The 15,272-nt window shown below is 40.0% G+C and carries 20 protein-coding genes and 1 pseudogene; 19 read left to right on the forward strand and 2 right to left on the reverse strand.

What is annotated here, in order from left to right:
• Nucleotides 1–49 precede the first annotated feature (49 nt).
• From ABTV53_RS11190 to ABTV53_RS11215, 6 genes and pseudogenes are all read left to right on the forward strand, one after another.
• Nucleotides 50–850 (forward strand): inositol monophosphatase family protein, encoded by an 801-nt coding sequence (locus ABTV53_RS11190; RefSeq protein WP_433752944.1) that lies wholly within the window; start codon nucleotides 50–52, stop codon nucleotides 848–850.
• A 39-nt stretch (nucleotides 851–889) separates the two neighbouring features.
• The gene (locus tag ABTV53_RS11195) at nucleotides 890–1,354 is read left to right on the forward strand and encodes an NUDIX hydrolase (protein WP_433752946.1); all 465 of its coding nucleotides are present in this window, start codon (nucleotides 890–892) and stop codon (nucleotides 1,352–1,354) included.
• A 230-nt stretch (nucleotides 1,355–1,584) separates the two neighbouring features.
• Entirely contained in the window at nucleotides 1,585–2,127 is a 543-nt protein-coding gene (locus ABTV53_RS11200; protein WP_433752948.1) for a GrpB family protein, read from the forward strand.
• 213 nt (nucleotides 2,128–2,340) lie between these two features.
• Complete coding sequence (locus tag ABTV53_RS11205) at nucleotides 2,341–2,982, forward strand: DUF4304 domain-containing protein (protein WP_433752949.1); 642 nt, start codon at nucleotides 2,341–2,343, stop codon at nucleotides 2,980–2,982.
• A 571-nt stretch (nucleotides 2,983–3,553) separates the two neighbouring features.
• A pseudogene (locus tag ABTV53_RS11210) lies at nucleotides 3,554–4,496 on the forward strand (IS30 family transposase).
• 373 nt (nucleotides 4,497–4,869) lie between these two features.
• Nucleotides 4,870–5,193: a hypothetical protein gene (locus tag ABTV53_RS11215; RefSeq protein WP_433752951.1), complete on the forward strand. Its 324-nt coding sequence runs from the start codon at nucleotides 4,870–4,872 to the stop codon at nucleotides 5,191–5,193.
• A 268-nt stretch (nucleotides 5,194–5,461) separates the two neighbouring features.
• On the opposite strand, the gene ABTV53_RS11220 is transcribed toward ABTV53_RS11215, so the two are convergent.
• A complete protein-coding gene (locus tag ABTV53_RS11220) occupies nucleotides 5,462–5,749 on the reverse strand; it encodes a hypothetical protein (RefSeq protein WP_433752953.1) in 288 nt (95 codons plus the stop codon).
• Between the two features lie 171 nt (nucleotides 5,750–5,920).
• Between ABTV53_RS11220 and ABTV53_RS11225 the strand changes: the two genes are divergently transcribed.
• Entirely contained in the window at nucleotides 5,921–6,124 is a 204-nt protein-coding gene (locus ABTV53_RS11225; RefSeq protein ID WP_036670472.1) for a helix-turn-helix domain-containing protein, read from the forward strand.
• Between the two features lie 197 nt (nucleotides 6,125–6,321).
• Complete coding sequence (locus ABTV53_RS11230) at nucleotides 6,322–6,846, forward strand: DNA topology modulation protein FlaR (protein WP_433752955.1); 525 nt, start codon at nucleotides 6,322–6,324, stop codon at nucleotides 6,844–6,846.
• 83 nt (nucleotides 6,847–6,929) lie between these two features.
• On the opposite strand, the gene ABTV53_RS11235 is transcribed toward ABTV53_RS11230, so the two are convergent.
• Complete coding sequence (locus ABTV53_RS11235; protein WP_433749661.1) at nucleotides 6,930–8,120, reverse strand: IS701 family transposase; 1,191 nt, start codon at nucleotides 8,118–8,120, stop codon at nucleotides 6,930–6,932.
• Between the two features lie 129 nt (nucleotides 8,121–8,249).
• Between ABTV53_RS11235 and ABTV53_RS11240 the strand changes: the two genes are divergently transcribed.
• The 11 genes from ABTV53_RS11240 (at nucleotide 8,250) to ABTV53_RS11290 (ending at nucleotide 15,249) form a co-directional block, all read left to right on the forward strand.
• Nucleotides 8,250–8,678, forward strand: coding sequence for a hypothetical protein (locus tag ABTV53_RS11240; protein ID WP_433752957.1), 429 nt, complete (start codon nucleotides 8,250–8,252; stop codon nucleotides 8,676–8,678).
• Between the two features lie 53 nt (nucleotides 8,679–8,731).
• Complete coding sequence (locus tag ABTV53_RS11245) at nucleotides 8,732–9,133, forward strand: NUDIX hydrolase (protein WP_433752959.1); 402 nt, start codon at nucleotides 8,732–8,734, stop codon at nucleotides 9,131–9,133.
• Between the two features lie 283 nt (nucleotides 9,134–9,416).
• Nucleotides 9,417–9,944: a YfiT family bacillithiol transferase gene (locus ABTV53_RS11250; RefSeq protein WP_433752961.1), complete on the forward strand. Its 528-nt coding sequence runs from the start codon at nucleotides 9,417–9,419 to the stop codon at nucleotides 9,942–9,944.
• 34 nt (nucleotides 9,945–9,978) lie between these two features.
• Nucleotides 9,979–10,374: a VOC family protein gene (locus ABTV53_RS11255; protein ID WP_433752963.1), complete on the forward strand. Its 396-nt coding sequence runs from the start codon at nucleotides 9,979–9,981 to the stop codon at nucleotides 10,372–10,374.
• Nucleotides 10,375–10,502: 128 nt separating this feature from the next.
• Entirely contained in the window at nucleotides 10,503–11,090 is a 588-nt protein-coding gene (locus ABTV53_RS11260) for a helicase (protein WP_433752964.1), read from the forward strand.
• Between the two features lie 6 nt (nucleotides 11,091–11,096).
• Nucleotides 11,097–11,753, forward strand: coding sequence for a DUF4367 domain-containing protein (locus tag ABTV53_RS11265; RefSeq protein ID WP_433752966.1), 657 nt, complete (start codon nucleotides 11,097–11,099; stop codon nucleotides 11,751–11,753).
• 30 nt (nucleotides 11,754–11,783) lie between these two features.
• The gene (locus ABTV53_RS11270) at nucleotides 11,784–12,266 is read left to right on the forward strand and encodes a DinB family protein (protein WP_433752968.1); all 483 of its coding nucleotides are present in this window, start codon (nucleotides 11,784–11,786) and stop codon (nucleotides 12,264–12,266) included.
• Nucleotides 12,267–12,320: 54 nt separating this feature from the next.
• Nucleotides 12,321–12,860 carry a phosphotransferase-like protein gene (locus ABTV53_RS11275; protein WP_433752970.1) on the forward strand — a complete coding sequence of 180 codons (540 nt, stop codon included), beginning with the start codon at nucleotides 12,321–12,323 and terminating at the stop codon, nucleotides 12,858–12,860.
• Nucleotides 12,861–12,914: 54 nt separating this feature from the next.
• Entirely contained in the window at nucleotides 12,915–13,709 is a 795-nt protein-coding gene (locus tag ABTV53_RS11280) for an aminoglycoside N(3)-acetyltransferase (protein ID WP_433752971.1), read from the forward strand.
• Between the two features lie 38 nt (nucleotides 13,710–13,747).
• Nucleotides 13,748–14,227, forward strand: coding sequence for a DinB family protein (locus ABTV53_RS11285; protein ID WP_433752972.1), 480 nt, complete (start codon nucleotides 13,748–13,750; stop codon nucleotides 14,225–14,227).
• Nucleotides 14,228–14,313: 86 nt separating this feature from the next.
• Complete coding sequence (locus ABTV53_RS11290; RefSeq protein WP_433754155.1) at nucleotides 14,314–15,249, forward strand: acetamidase/formamidase family protein; 936 nt, start codon at nucleotides 14,314–14,316, stop codon at nucleotides 15,247–15,249.
• Nucleotides 15,250–15,272 lie beyond the last annotated feature (23 nt).

The following is a 15,272-nucleotide window of genomic DNA, read 5'->3' on the forward strand; positions in this document are numbered from 1 at the left end:
GTTAGAGGTGAATTCAAAGAAGCAAATCAAAATCAATAAGGGGTGCGTTATGGATCGTAAGATTATTCAAACCGCAAAAGAGACTGCAATAACAATTATTCGCGAAGCAGGTCTAATCTCTAAGGAGAAGTTTGATAACTTTGTTGAACTGAGATCTAAAGATGAATTTGGGGATGTGGTTACTGAAGTTGATCATATCTGTGAAGAAATCATTATCGAACAAATACAGAACGTATTTCCAAATCATCAGATACACAGTGAAGAGGCAGGGCTTATCGGAACTAAGCACGATTGGTTATGGTTAATTGATCCTTTAGATGGAACTAATAATTTTGCAATTGGTTTACCTGTTTTTTCGATATCAATTACCTTAATGTACAAAAGAGAGCCTGTTCTTGGAGTGGTCTATGAACCTCTAACAGAACGTTTATTTGTATCTGTGATTGGTGAAGGGACAAGTTTTAATAATCGACGAATACAAATGAAGAGTAACCCGAATATTCTCAAAGGAAATATAGGTTGGATTCAAGGTCACAGAGTACAAAACGACCCACTAGCAGTAAAACTAAGACAATACATTGATATTAGATTTAAGCGAATGTTAAGATTATGGGCTCCAACACTTCAATGGTGTATGTTGGCCAAAGGAGATATTGATGGAATTGTTCTGTACAATTCTGAAGGTGATGACTTGTATTCAGGTATCTTAATGGTTAAGGAAGCAGGGGGGCTTGTTATAGATTTTGAAGGAAATAATTTTAATGGAATGAAAGAAGAACCTTATTTAATTGCATGTCACCCAGACCACAAAGAAGAATTATTACAAATTATAAGAGAAGGTTTGAGTTAACACCTAGAAGCATAAATACACAGAAGCAGGGAGGATATAGTGATAATTAGAACAGTTTCACTTTGTGTTATACGAAGAGGGAAAGAACTACTGTTAGAAGAATTTTTTGATGAGGCTGTAGGCATAACTTATTATCGACCTATTGGGGGAACCGTTGAATATGGAGAAAGTAGCAAAATTACCGTAATTCGTGAAGTCAAAGAAGAAATTGATGCAGATATTTCAGAACCTACCTTGATTGGGGTAATTGAGAATATATTCAACTACCAGGATCAAATTGGACACGAAAATGATTTTATTTATGAGGCTGAACTTATGAATAGATCACTTTATGATTTGAAAGAAATAGATGGAATAGAAGGAGAAAAAACCTATAAAGCAGTATGGAAGCCACTTAATTATTTTAAGGGGAATTTGACAGTGAAACTGGTACCAGATGGGTTACTAGAGTTGCTTCAAGACGGAACAGATGGAAGGAATATTAAACATATAAGTAAACGCTAGCTTTAGGGAATATGAAGAAGAGGAGGCCGTATAGCCGCGTATTCACGCTACGTGCTAACGCCTTAGGCCCGGCCGAAGTTAAGAGCAGGGAAGTGAAAACAGCTGGGCAACCTTGCGAGGTTAAATCCGTCGAACCCGGCGCGATGGACTTTAAAACCTCTCAGTTTCGTAGATAAAGGAATGTTATCGGAAATATTCGTAAATACTTTATTTTTGGGGGCATCTCAAGGATGAGTAAAAAAACAATAATTATTGAAGATTACAACAATGAATGGTCTGAAATGTTTTCTGACCTGAAATCCATCATAGAACAAAGACTCGGGGATCTAGTACTTAGAATTGAGCACGTTGGTAGTACCGCAGTACCTGGACTAGCGGCAAAACCTATTTTAGATATTGATGTAGTAATTGATTCTATGGACTTGCTTCCAGATGTAATTCAAGGATTAGAAAGTTTAGGTTACGATCATGAAGGGAATTTGGGTGTTGAGAACAGGGAAGCTTTTGCAAGGAAAGATGAAAATGTTCCCTATAGTATAGTGAAAATACAGAAACCTGAACATCATCTATATGTTTGTAATAAAGAGAGCAAAGAGTTATTAAGACATATATCCTTCAGAGATGCATTAATTAGCAATTTCGAATTTGTAGTCGAATATGCCAATCTAAAGAAAGAACTTGCTATTAAATATAGAGAAAATCGCCAGTCTTATACGGATGGGAAGACCGAATTTGTAAATAAAGTACTAAATAAATGTGGAAAGAATTTGTAGGTAGTTCAATGTACTAAGACATCCGATAACAAATTATTCACACTGCGGGGCTAACGCCCCTTAGTCTGCTTCCAGAGATATCTCGAGGAAGTAATATCAGGTAGATAACTCCTACGAGGCTAAGTCTTCGACCCAGTCCCTGGTGCTCTTTTAAGCCTCTCGGGTTTTTGAACGCCACAACGTTATCGGAAATCTCACAAAGGATATGAAAACGTGAATACTAAAGATTTTAGAAAACTAATCAGGGTGTATTTTGCACCAAAACTAAATGAGCTTGGGTTTATGGGAACCGATCATCATTTTGTTAAGACAACTGATCATCACTTTATTTATACTCTGGTGATTCAGGCAGATAAATCCGGTGGATCTTGTGTTATGGAGATGGGGGTGCATCTAGATTTCCTCCCTAATTCTATTGGTGAATTTAAGTCTTCAAATGAAATCACGACCTATGATTGTGAATTCAGAAAACGTCTACATAAAAAAGCAAATTGGTTGAAGAGATTTTTTACAGTGGAGCGTGAAAGATGGTTTCAATACGGAGAAACAGAGGATGATACAATAGTTACTATAAATGAAATGAAACAGTTATTTTTGGATCAAGGAATGAGTTATTTTTCTCAATTCAATGATTTTCCTAGGATGATTACATCAATTTCATTGGATGAGATAATAGCTAGATCTAAGAAGATTGAAGATTTTGGAGCTCCACTTGATTTAAGGTTGGCTTTGTTAATTGCACGAACGCATAAATTTCTAGGTAATGATAGGGACGCGAAAGAATATGCTCAATGGGGATTAAATAATATTGGGGAAGCAAAAGGACTCATTAAGGACTTTGAGGGCACAGGCTGAGGGAGTTTGTGAGACATCATATGCGTGCTTCGGCGCCTAAAGGCTCCTCGGTCCGCTAAAAGGGAATGGCAGGGAAGTGTATTCAATGGATATATCCGTACGGACTAACCGCAATCGCGGCCGCTCCCTTTGGTCGCTTAAGTCAGAGGAAGGGTCGTGGATACAGTAACGTTATCTGCAATTACACATTCAGAACAATATAAAAGCTAATGTAAAAGGAACTTTAAAGAAGTGAACCCATTTCCCAAAGACTATGAATTAGTCGAATTATTCGAGTCAGAACCTAAAATTTTTGATGAAGAAGTCCTATGGTATTATAATAACTTTTCACTGAAAAGGAATGATGTTACTCTAGTATGTTTTCTTCAACCAGCTTATAAAACTTTATCGTTATATCTTAAGGTGAATAATAGCTCTATTTATGATCTTAGTTTTGAAAATGTAGTTGGAATGGAAATGACGGATTGTAATATGAAGTGCGACACCCGCTGGAAATAAAAAAATGGCTCATAGCCTGATTCGTGTAGAATGAAAGTTACCACACCAGCATTCACACAAGGAGAATCAGTCCATGAGTTATTCACATCTTAGCATAATCGAACGCAGCAAGCTAGAAATCCTCCACAGACAAGGCAAAAGCTCAAGAGCTATTGCAAAAGAGCTGGGAAGGCACTCATCCACGATTTGCCGTGAACTAGATCGTGTTAATTCATCGCATCCCTATCAGGCAGAACACGCTCAGAACGCTTATGAGGAGCGTCGTAAAGCCTCTGTTTCTTCAGGTAAATGGTCAGACAGCTTGGCTGCTTCACTGGAGGAAAAACTGGAGGCAACGTGGTCTCCAGAACAGATCACTCAACGCTTCCGTATCGAAGGCCGGCGTGCAGTCTCCTTCAAAACCATCTATCGCTGGATCTACGCTGGGCGCTTGGTTCGAGGTGTATTACAGGTTCTTCGGCACAAGGGGAAGCGCCAGAAACCGGCAGAAACTCGCGGTAAATTCGCCGTCGGCAGATCCATTTCAGATCGTCCCAAAGAGGTTCGTTCCCGCGAAACGTTTGGACACTGGGAACTGGATACCGTCGTATCGGGTCGTGGGAAAAGTAAAGGCTGCGTAGCCACGTTGATTGAACGTAAAACACGCCTGTATACCGCTGTTCTCATGCCAGACCGTACCGCTTTGTCGATGGAGAGCGATCTCACAGTACCCTACAGGGACCTTCCTTACAGCTACAGCTGATCGAGGAAAGGAGTTTGCATGCTATGCCAATCTAGAAACGACCCATAACCTGCACATTTATTTTGCTGATCCGTATTCGTCTTGGCAGCGCGGTTCCAACGAGAATGCAAACGGGTTACTTCGAGAGTTTTTCCCTAAAGGTACCGATCTCGCTCAAGTGGAGGATGAAGCTCTCGCCCGTTCACTCGATCTAATGAATCACAGACCACGAAAATGCTTGGGTTGGAGAACCGCTCACGAATCCTTCACAGAGGAACTGTCGCACTTGGTTTGACAATCCGTCAAATAGAAAAATCTAATACAAAGGAAATATTAAAGATTATACTAAATGATAAAGACACTACAAAAACCTTATTATTAGAAACGAAGCCAAACACCTACTTGATGTCTACAACGGATAAGAGCTTTAGAATGTAACTCGATGATGTCGACAACAGCAAATAACATTGTTTTCACCCATCGGACCTGTACGTTTCTTGGGTCGCCAGAAGGTAAGGAGACAGGAAAGGTGTCAGGCGATCAACCCTGCAAGGCTAAGTGACCACACGGAAACTGCGTTGCCTGAAGATCTAGGTCCATGAGCACTGGTAATGTTATACGAAAGGCAGGAAGAACGTATAAATTATGAAAATCAAAGGATGAAATAAATGAATAAGAAGACATATCTTGTAAATGTAGCTTATCTAATTGACTTAACTGACGAAGAATATAAAGAAATCGATGGGGATTTGACTCCTTTACTAGAGAATGAAATTACATTAAGGAGAGATTTGAAATTACATTGGGAGAGCAGTTCCTCTATATATCTCGATCCAGAAGTATTGAATTGTGGGAGGTGCGCAAAATGTAATTCATGGGCAACTGATAGAGAAAAACCTAATCATATTGATGAACTCAATAATGGAGCAGTTGTTGGAGGGCAATTACTTTGTGATGAGTGTTTGCCAGAGGAGCATAGATGGGCCTTCTAGAAAATGGATAACGGTAAGTGATCTCGCAGAAGTCTGACCAATCTTATAACAACATGTTCACGCTTCGGGTCAAATTGCGCTCGGTCCGGCCAAAGTAAGATGAGGATTCGGAGAAGTATTTGGTAGCTGCAGGGAAGCGGAATCTCCCTTACACATCCGCACCGACTAAGCGCATCACACTCAGCCACATCTTCTCTTTAAGTCGGTGGGAGTCGTGAATGAAGGAGCTTTTACGACAGATTCAAATGAAAAGAGAGCCATTTGGCTCTCAATTAGATGATATATTTAATTCATTATGTAATTGAAGAGCATCCTTAAAACCTTGTAAGTAGATTTCACGTTCTAAGATTGCTTGAACAGAAAGGTCTGCGTCATCGTAAAGAAATAGAGTTTTATGCATATCCTGAGGTAAAAGCTCATGTAACTGTTTGAAGTAAAGATTTCGATCGGAGGAGTATTGATTATAAATAGAGTTATTTTTGAGAAGATCCATATATAGAGCTTCAATCCGATTACGTATCAAAGAATCAAGTAGGACTTCTAAAGAATTGTGCATAAATGATCACCATCCGTTGTATTTTATTTTACGAATAAAAATTCAACTTATTAAATATTATTTTATCATAATAAAAATTATATTCAAGACATGTCAAAGATATTTTTGATTAAGAAAATATAGTTTCATATAATTAAAGAATAATTTAATTCAGAAATGAAGGGATACCAGATGATAAGTTATAAACCATTTCAAAAATTATTGATTGACAGGGAGATTAAGAAGCAGGATTTATTGAAAATCACGGGGATCTCATCGGCAACGATGGCAAAACTCAATACGAATGAGTATGTATCTTTAGAAGTAATTGATAAATTATGTACGGCATTGGGATGCCAGCCTGGAGATCTATTGGAGCATATAGCAGATCAATGATGGGATGATAATATCTGCTGGTTACTCAAAGTTGAGATTCCGTCGTATGACATAAAGCAGCGGCTCCTCACGGAGCCTTGGTCTACTTGATGGAACGAAGATGATATTATGGTATACACCTCCAAGTTTGTTGAACTGCATAAAAACAGGAAGGTGATTAGAAATCACTGCAATAAATTAAAGAGGAGAAGCTAATTATGTCTAGACCTTTAAGAATTCATATTATTGGTTCTACGGGCAGCGGAAAAACATATCTTGGTCAAGTTTTATCAGAGAAGTTAAATATTAAATTCTACGAATTAGATACAGTCATGTGGAGCAGTAGAGTGGAATTTTCAGGGAAGAATCCTCCAGACGTGAGAGATAAATTACTACATAAAATAATTGATAATGATAGTTGGATTGTAGAGGGAGTATATTACAAATGGCTTTCTGATAGCTTTTCAAGAGCAGATGTTATTTATTACCTAGATACTAATGTGTTGATTCGACATTTTAGAATTATCATGAGATTTGTTAAACAAAGATTAGGCACCGAAAGATCTATATACAAACAAACATTAAGAGGACTAATTGAAATGATTATATGGAATCATAAATTTAATACTACTAATCGGAAAGAGATCTGTAGTTTCTTGTCCCCCTATAAAGACAAAGTGATATTCTTAAAAACCAACAGGAAAATAATTAGTTTACTCAATGAAGGCAGTATAATCATATAGCTCCGCGTGTGAAATCAACTTAATTACTGTACTTGCCAATAATCGCTTCAAATATTTGTAAGTTAAAAAGCCTGACAGTATCCTTATGCCACTATGAGGCGCGTTTTAATTTGGTCTAATGTAGCTCCGCTTTGGGTTTGGTTGTAAATATACTCAATCATGTCATGCTTTTTCTGAATGTGGTAGCGATGTAGCCCATCAATCAAGCTTCCATGGCTACCATAACTGCAGCATAGCGCGGCAAACAGGAGCAGGGCCAAGTAACGGTCAATCGCCTGAGTCGATCGAACCTGGTAACGATCCATAGCCAGCCTAACCTTCGCTGTCCGAAAATACGTTTCAATCGCCCAACGTTTGCTGTAATAGCTCAGAATTTCTTCATTACTTAGGGAAACATCCGTACTTAAAAAGGCTTTCATTTGCTTGGGATCAAAGCCTTCTCCATCTTTCCAACAGAGGAGCAAAGCGGCGTTCTCTACGACATTGAGCTTGCCTTCATAGCGATATACCCGGTAATCGGAAGAGCCGATGGTCACCAGATCGGTATCCGTTTTCGAGATGTAGGAAGCAAAGCTTTTGAGCGATTGTCGGATGCCTTGCGGATAGAAGATACGGTTGGTTTTTAAACCACTAATGACGTGAAATCCACGCTCCGCACTCGTTTGAAGCACGGAAGCCGACGGATACCAAGAATCCATCAGGACGTAGGTTCGGTAGGAAGACATCGGAACGGCCTGAATCAGATCACAAGCCAGATCGATTTTACTTTTCCCTTGCGGATCGTAACGTTCTGAAGCAAAAGGAAACACCTGCTCACCCGAGCGGAGTAGCGTTTGAACCACAGCATGCCCGTAAACATGCCGCCCCTTGAGATGAGAATGCTGAAACGAAGCGCCTTGAATCGTGTGGGTAGCCTGTGACGAAGGCTTGGTTTTTTCACACACGGTATCATCCAGAATCACGAAAATGGGACTGTGATCACGCTGAGCACACGCTTTAATCTGCTGAAAAGCGACACGTTGAACGATGCGTTTGAGGTACGAGCTGTCCCAGTTCCCATGAGTTAAGAAATGGCTCAGGGTTCGGCGATCTCGCTCTTGCAAGCTTTCGCGATGAATATCCGTTAACGTACCTGTAAAACCAGTCGAAAGCATGCCATCCACGAAGTGTTTGATGTGGTGAAGAGCAGGCTTGGAGAAATAGAGCGGAAGTTTCCACTCGTCTAACCGATTGTTCCAAGGATTTGATTGTGATAAAGTATACGTATGAGACATGTCTTTTCTCTCCTGCGTAGGGTATTTGGTGGTACTTCTATTTTACGCAGAGAGTCAAGTTTGTCTCTTTTTCTATTTATTGGAACTGATTTTGAGCAAGTACAGTTAATTATTTAACGAGGGTGAACAATGAAGATAATAAGAGATAGGGAAGAGCTTGAAAGAACTGGTTATATTGAAGTTTTACCTGGGAAGTACCTTGGGCAATGTTGGAATGAAAACTCAATTTACTTTGATGAGGAAGTATTCGGCTATATAGAGAAAACAATAGAAAATATTTTTTCTGGATATGATCATTATGCATTTAACGAAATACATCGAAAAACGTGGGAGGTGATCCTTGAGGATCTGAGAACGTTTGCTAATCTCCTTGATGAAAAAGTAACAATGGAATTAATAAGTGAACATGTGTATTTCTACTTCGGCAGTTCTAAAGATGAGTTTCAACAAGATTTTCTCAATAGTGTTCAGAGACTTCGTGAATTAATCATAGAGTTTGGTGTATGGATTAAAAAGCAATTAACAACTCAAGATTATGTTTCAGTTCTAGGGATTTAGCCATAGCTATTCGAGGATGAGTGGTTATTTAAAACACCATAGGAGGAGTTAGAATGAAATTTATCGTTTCTGCTAGTGTAATCGTTCTCAATGAACATAATGAGATTTTACTCATGAAAGGTCGAAGAGGTTGGGAAATGCCTCAAGGTTGTGTTGAAGAAGGAGAGACGATCAGGCAGGCAGCAGTTCGAGAAGTGAAAGAGGAAACAGGGATTGACATTGAATTAATTAAATTTTGTGGTTTGTACCAGAACATAACGCGTGGCGTATGCAACAATATATTTACTGGAAAACCGATTGGTGGAGCTTTAACTACCAGTGATGAAAGTGAAGAGGTGGGCTACTTTACTTTAGAAGAAGCTGGGCAAATGATAACATGGGGAAATTTCTATGACAGAATTCAAAATGCATTAGATGAGAAAAGCCATCCATTTTTGATTGAATTTTCAGAATAAGGGCATCCTTCAGAACAATAAATTTACGCTACTTCCTCGGTCCGAAGATGAGACCTCAATAACTTGGAGAGAAAACTACTCCTCATGACACTCCATAAGCTCTGCATTATGATAGATTCCAACTTAAAGTCGCTTCTATCTTGGTTGATGATGTTCTAGACAAACACCATTCGACCCAAGATCGGGGCGCTTTTTTTGCTTTTTACACTTCGCAAATGGAACATTGTGGGTTATATTGGATATGATTTGGTTCTATAGTAGAGAAATGGAGAGGTGGTCAACCTTGGATGAAAATATACGCTTTCCGATAGGACACTTTGAGCCAAGTCTTAAATTCTCTAATGAGGACCGAATCCACATCATTGGTCAAATTCCCGGAATTACGAAGTCCTTAAGAGAGATTACACTACAACTCAATGATGAACAACTTTGTGCTCCTTATCGTGATGGCGGTTGGACAATCACACAGATTGTGCACCACCTTGCGGACAATGACATGAACGCTTATATCAGATTTAAGAGAGCCTTGACTGAAGATGAACCGATGGCAAGCTCATATCGAGAGGATTTATGGGCATCATTACATGATTACAGGAATACGACCATCGAAGATTCAATTTTGCTGATGGAGATACTGCACAAGCGATTTCTCACGCTGTTGTTTGGTTTACATCCCGATCAGTTTAGACGAACACTCCGAACAGAATTGTTAGGTGCAATTACACTGGATATCGCGATTCAAAGGTTTGTATGGCACGGGCAGCATCATATTGCTCAAATTAAATCTTGTATAACATCGCAAGGGTGGTAGGGTCTTATACACATCTCAAGTGTGGAGGTAACATATGGGGAATGGAAAGATTCTGGGCATAGCATATAATGTAATTCCAGTGAAAGATTTAGAAGTGTCAGCCGCCTGGTTTGTAAAACATTTTGGATTTAACATTCGCCACCAGCGCGAAGGATATTTGAGTTTATTTCGGGGTAATCGTCCAATTTTGGACTTGATCCAAAGCGATAATGAAACACGAGCGACATTTGAAGTGCATCAGAAAAAGAGATGGGTCATTACATTTTTCACTGATGATATTGCTGTTTTACATAACTATTTAACATTAGAGAATGTGAAGGTCGGGGCAATTAGTGATGAGGGACAGTATGGGAAGTTTTTTGTGTTAGAAGATCTGGACGGCAACCTATTTGATATGTGGGAACACCATGATTGTGAATTGAATTTCTAATGAGGAGCCTTGGTCTGCTGCTATAAATCACTAGGATGTGTATGTAAACGGATTCAGAACTAGGTGAGTGACTGCATTTGATATATAAAGTCAAATAATAGAAGTGAATCTAGATTAGGGGGATGCGGATGTTGATTGAAGATGAGAACGTATACCCTGACTGTTCAGTTGAAATAAGAACTGTAGACATTGGCGGCTTAACAAAGCCACAGCTTATTCAGAAACTGGACCAACACTCTATTCTATTGAATAAATATGGAGAACAGTTGTTAAATGATGAGAGATTTGTAGTTTCCAGTACAAAGCAAAGCTTGCAAACAGTTGAGTTGACCGTCAGACAACTTGGGTTTTCGGATGGGGCTACGACTTTTCAGCTGTTTCGAAGAGCAAATGATCTGGGGTTGGAATGTTGTCCGGTTGAGTTAGGACCTTATCTAAGAATGCAATATTTGGATCAGCCCGAGTTATATTCTACCAATATTTCAGAGGGCAACAAAGCTCCGTCCGGCTCCATCACCATAGCATCTGAAGCCCTTACGGAGGATATTGATTTTCCAAAAGGTTTTTATCTCAGACGAATAAACGACGAGTTATGGTTACGAGGATATCTTGCCGACCATTTGCATATTTGGAGCCCTCATGATCGCTTTATCTTTTGCAGGGCTCAGCTTCTATTGTATGAGGATCAGGAAGATGTTTTGAAAGGAAAGGAGTGAAGATCAATGGATATCAAAAACAAAAGCGGAGATGTGCTTGGAAAAATTCAAATTGAATCCTTACGCAATGATCATGCGATTGACCGGATTGTCATTGACTTAAAGCCTGGTGAAGGGAAGGCGATATATACCGCAGAGGTTACAGAGAACCAATTTACGCAACAGACCAATTATGCAGCCATTCCATGGGAAGACGGTTTGGAACAATTGCAAAGACTTTATTCTCCATGGCAGCCGAAATTTCCGAATGATTCTGATATAGATGCCATTCATGTATTTTATGGATTTGATAATTTAACTCCGCAAGAAATCGATGAAATGATTGAAGAAAGCAACAGATCAGGCAGAAATGTAGTGATACGAGACCTGAAGCCTAATAAGAAGGTTGTGGGCATCAGCATCACATATAAAGAGTATGGTGGTTATAAACTTAACATTTTCGGGACAACAAAGAGTCGGATCGCATTGCCTGATCATGATGGTACTACGGTTAAGCAAGCAGCCATACGTGGCGTCCAAGCATTTTATATTTTCGATAATGAAACTTCCCAATTGATATGGATTGAAGAGGATGTGCATGGGAAGGCGCTGCAATACGAGATCATTGGCAGAAACATGTCAGAAGATCTTGTGATGAAGATTGCGAAGTCTATGAACGGATAATGTTTATATTAATCTGAGTGAGGTGCAACGATGAGTTACAAAGCTATTCTCATAGACCAATTAAACGCCTGTTATCATGACAAGAGCTGGTTTATTCCTCTTCATGATATTTTGACAGACCTCAATGCGGCGGAGGCCGCTTATGTAAAGAATGAGGGGGAGCACTCCATTTGGGCGATCGTCAATCATCTTATTTTCTGGAATGAGAAGTGGCTTGAGAGATATATTGCCGAACAGGTCGACGGGCAGAATTCAGTGAATAATGAGGATACATTCGACATAAATACGTCTAACTTGAATGATGTGGAGTGGCGCAAGACATTACATAGACTGAAAACCGTCTTTAGTGATTGGAACAGGGCACTCGAAGATAGTGAAGAACATAAATTGACCCGTGAAATCCCTGCCTATTTCAACGCGCCATGGTGGGGAGTTGTATCAAATCTATGTATTCATAATGCCTATCATATTGGCCAGATCATGCTGCTCAAAAAATCAATGAAACACACCTAGTACACGCTGTATTACATTTATAAAATTATACTTAAGCAAAGGAAGATGACTATCATGGAAAAAGGCAAAATTATATTTTTGAACGGTGTAACCAGCTCTGGTAAAACTTCAATTGTAGAGGCGATGCAATCATACGATGATCCGTTTTTCTATGTTGTGGCTAATGATTTATTTGAAAATACGATTGGTGATAAACATCTTCAGACGAATTACTGGAAGTATCTGAGTGAAGCGATTGTAATGATGTATCATACGGCAAAAGTATTTTCAGACCATGGAAAGCATGTTCTGATCGATGGCATACTGGTAGAAAGACCGGAGCTCGCGCCGCATTATGAACAAGTCAAACAGATTTTTGAAGGGTATCCACTGGATATTGTGGAGTTATATTGCCCCCTCGACATCTGCCGTCAGCGGAACATCGAACGTGGGGATCGCAGAGAAGAGCAATCCGATGAGCAGCATCAAATCATGGCCAAAAACATTAACTACAGGTACTCCATTGATACAAGTATGAACACACCGGAAGAATGTGCAGAGAAGATTATTGCAGCGTTGTTCAAGTCCCATCATGAACCATTGAAAAATATGTAAAGATGATACAACAAAGCTGTAGTGGAATCGATACGGGTGAAATGAGGAATCACAATGGAATTACAAACAAAAAAGACTATAGTTAATGATTTAAAGTCAATGGGGATAAGGGAGGGCATGACGATAATCGTTCATTCCTCCTTCAAAGCAATAGGTAATGTTATAGGCGGACCGGTAAGTGTTATTTTAGCTCTGGAAGAAGCTGTTGGAACCAATGGAACCATTGTCATGCCGACTCAAACAGAACATCTTTGTGAACCTTCAGAGCATGACGCGAAGCTGTCTTCAGAGGAGGTTGATTTCATCAAAGACAATATGCCTACTTATTATCCTGATCTAACACCAACCTCGTATATGGGTATCATTCCTGAGGTGTTTCGGAAGCAAAATGGTGTGTTACGAAGCTCACATCCACACATGTCTTTTGCTGCCTGGGGGAAAGAGGCAAAACGGATAACGGAAAATCACAACTTGCATTATGCATTAAATGAGGAATCACCGTTAGGAAAAATCTATAATTTGAGTGGATACATTCTGTTACTTGGTGCGCCTACAAATAGTAATACTTCCTTGCACCTGGCCGAATATAAACAGCAGAATTCATTTGTTAAGCCAAAAGTCTGGGGAGTAAAAATGCTGGTGGATGGGATTGAACAATGGACTACATACGATGATATTAACAATGAATCAGATGATTTTGAATTGATTTTTAATGAGTTTAAGATCCAGACTATCGCTGTTACCGAAGGAAAGGTAGGGAAAGCTGTGAGTTATTTGATACCCCAGAGAGAAATGGTTGATTATGCTTTGGGATGGATGAATCGGAACCGAAGAGAACCTATAGAGTAATGAATCATTTCAAAGAGAAAGAAGGGGGAAATGTAATCATGACCAAAGAGATTGAACATTTGCTTCAAACTTTTGAAGAGTGGACGCTCTTTGTCAGAACGTTGACTAATCTTGAAGAAAAGATATGGAATTCCAGCTTGGAAGAAGGGAAATGGACGATAAAATCAATCGTAAGTCATATCATGTTATGGGATCGATATTTTTACAAGGAAGCGATTGAGAAGATTGCTCTGAGGCAGCCTGTTATGTTGAAACATCTGGATTTTGATGAGTTTAATCGCAAAGCTATTGAGTACGGGAAACGCACAGAGACATCCGAAATCGTAAATAAGGCTATCACGTACCGCTATAAAATTATGAATGACATTCGAGGGTTATCGGAGGAATCGCTTCATCAGACGTATTTGGATGCAGAGGGTAACGTATTTTATATTCCCCAATATCTTAAAGATTTCATATGGCATGACCAGCATCATATGGAACCATTGAAGAAATACCTTGCTAAACTCGAAGCGTAAAGGATTTAGCAAGCGGTGGGCGGCATGGAATACAGCATGTGGCGTGCTTTGTATATAATATGTATCCCAAACCAGGGAGGGACATGATGACCATTTATAAGATTGAATTAACTCAGGGAAATCTAATCGGTTCCTTTACCAATGAGGTAACTCCCATGCTGAGCGTGAAATCTGGAGATTCCATTCGGTTTCAGACACTGGATGCGGGCTGGGGAACGGGTGTGAGTTATGCGGAACGCATGAAACCTTTTGATCGACAAGGTGAAAAAGATGGAGGGCATGCATTAATAGGTCCGATCTATATCGATGATGCCAAGCAAGGACAGACGTTGGAGATTGTTTTCAATGAGATTGTACCCGGTCAATACGGGTTTACTTCCGCCGGCGGATATCCGAACTGGCAGAACCAGAAATTACATCTAACAGAGGTTGAAGAACTGTCGCTGAATTGGACACTTGATCGCGAAACGATGAGTGGAACCTGTGAAATAAACGGGAAACCCTTCACTGTAACTCTCTCACCGTTCATGGGAGTCGTGGGCATGCCACCAGAGTCAAAAGGAATTCATACGACTTGGCCGCCTCGTTATTGTGGAGGGAACATCGACTGCAAGGAACTGGTGCAGGGAAGCAAATTATACTTACCTATCCCCGTAGACGGAGGTTATCTCGCAATTGGTGATGGTCATGCACGCCAGGGAGATGGTGAAGTCAGCTGTCAGGCGATTGAATGTCCAATGGAACTTGTGGATATCACCATCAACGTAATTGATAATCTAGTTCTGACCAATCCTCGTGCACACACGCCATCCGGCTGGCTTACCTTCGGTTTTCATGAAGATCTGAATGAGGCTACCGTTCAAGCATTAGACGGGATGCTCACTCTGATGGGGGAGTTATACGGCTTGCAGCGTGTGGAAGCGATTGCGCTTGGAAGCGCGGTAATTGACCTGCGTATCACCCAAATTGTGAATGGCGTGAAGGGTGTGCATGCTGTCCTTCCGCATGATGCTTTGAAGTAACTTGAAGCCTGTTATACGTCGTA

Source organism: Paenibacillus amylolyticus (assembly GCF_050990605.1).
GTDB classification, from domain to species: domain Bacteria; phylum Bacillota; class Bacilli; order Paenibacillales; family Paenibacillaceae; genus Paenibacillus; species Paenibacillus amylolyticus_H.

What these genes read in the sequence shown, in the direction of transcription:
- ABTV53_RS11290 (WP_433754155.1), top strand. Translation starts at nt 14,314, where the DNA reads ATGACCATTTATAAGATTGAATTAACTCAGGGAAATCTAATCGGTTCC.
- ABTV53_RS11220 (WP_433752953.1), bottom strand. Translation starts at nt 5,749, where the DNA reads ATGCACAATTCTTTAGAAGTCCTACTTGATTCTTTGATACGTAATCGG.
- ABTV53_RS11255 (WP_433752963.1), top strand. Translation starts at nt 9,979, where the DNA reads ATGGGGAATGGAAAGATTCTGGGCATAGCATATAATGTAATTCCAGTG.
- ABTV53_RS11225 (WP_036670472.1), top strand. Translation starts at nt 5,921, where the DNA reads ATGATAAGTTATAAACCATTTCAAAAATTATTGATTGACAGGGAGATT.
- ABTV53_RS11260 (WP_433752964.1), top strand. Translation starts at nt 10,503, where the DNA reads ATGTTGATTGAAGATGAGAACGTATACCCTGACTGTTCAGTTGAAATA.
- ABTV53_RS11235 (WP_433749661.1), bottom strand. Translation starts at nt 8,120, where the DNA reads ATGTCTCATACGTATACTTTATCACAATCAAATCCTTGGAACAATCGG.
- ABTV53_RS11190 (WP_433752944.1), top strand. Translation starts at nt 50, where the DNA reads ATGGATCGTAAGATTATTCAAACCGCAAAAGAGACTGCAATAACAATT.
- ABTV53_RS11215 (WP_433752951.1), top strand. Translation starts at nt 4,870, where the DNA reads ATGAATAAGAAGACATATCTTGTAAATGTAGCTTATCTAATTGACTTA.
- ABTV53_RS11240 (WP_433752957.1), top strand. Translation starts at nt 8,250, where the DNA reads ATGAAGATAATAAGAGATAGGGAAGAGCTTGAAAGAACTGGTTATATT.
- ABTV53_RS11275 (WP_433752970.1), top strand. Translation starts at nt 12,321, where the DNA reads ATGGAAAAAGGCAAAATTATATTTTTGAACGGTGTAACCAGCTCTGGT.
- ABTV53_RS11230 (WP_433752955.1), top strand. Translation starts at nt 6,322, where the DNA reads ATGTCTAGACCTTTAAGAATTCATATTATTGGTTCTACGGGCAGCGGA.
- ABTV53_RS11265 (WP_433752966.1), top strand. Translation starts at nt 11,097, where the DNA reads ATGGATATCAAAAACAAAAGCGGAGATGTGCTTGGAAAAATTCAAATT.
- ABTV53_RS11280 (WP_433752971.1), top strand. Translation starts at nt 12,915, where the DNA reads ATGGAATTACAAACAAAAAAGACTATAGTTAATGATTTAAAGTCAATG.
- ABTV53_RS11285 (WP_433752972.1), top strand. Translation starts at nt 13,748, where the DNA reads ATGACCAAAGAGATTGAACATTTGCTTCAAACTTTTGAAGAGTGGACG.
- ABTV53_RS11200 (WP_433752948.1), top strand. Translation starts at nt 1,585, where the DNA reads ATGAGTAAAAAAACAATAATTATTGAAGATTACAACAATGAATGGTCT.
- ABTV53_RS11245 (WP_433752959.1), top strand. Translation starts at nt 8,732, where the DNA reads ATGAAATTTATCGTTTCTGCTAGTGTAATCGTTCTCAATGAACATAAT.
- ABTV53_RS11270 (WP_433752968.1), top strand. Translation starts at nt 11,784, where the DNA reads ATGAGTTACAAAGCTATTCTCATAGACCAATTAAACGCCTGTTATCAT.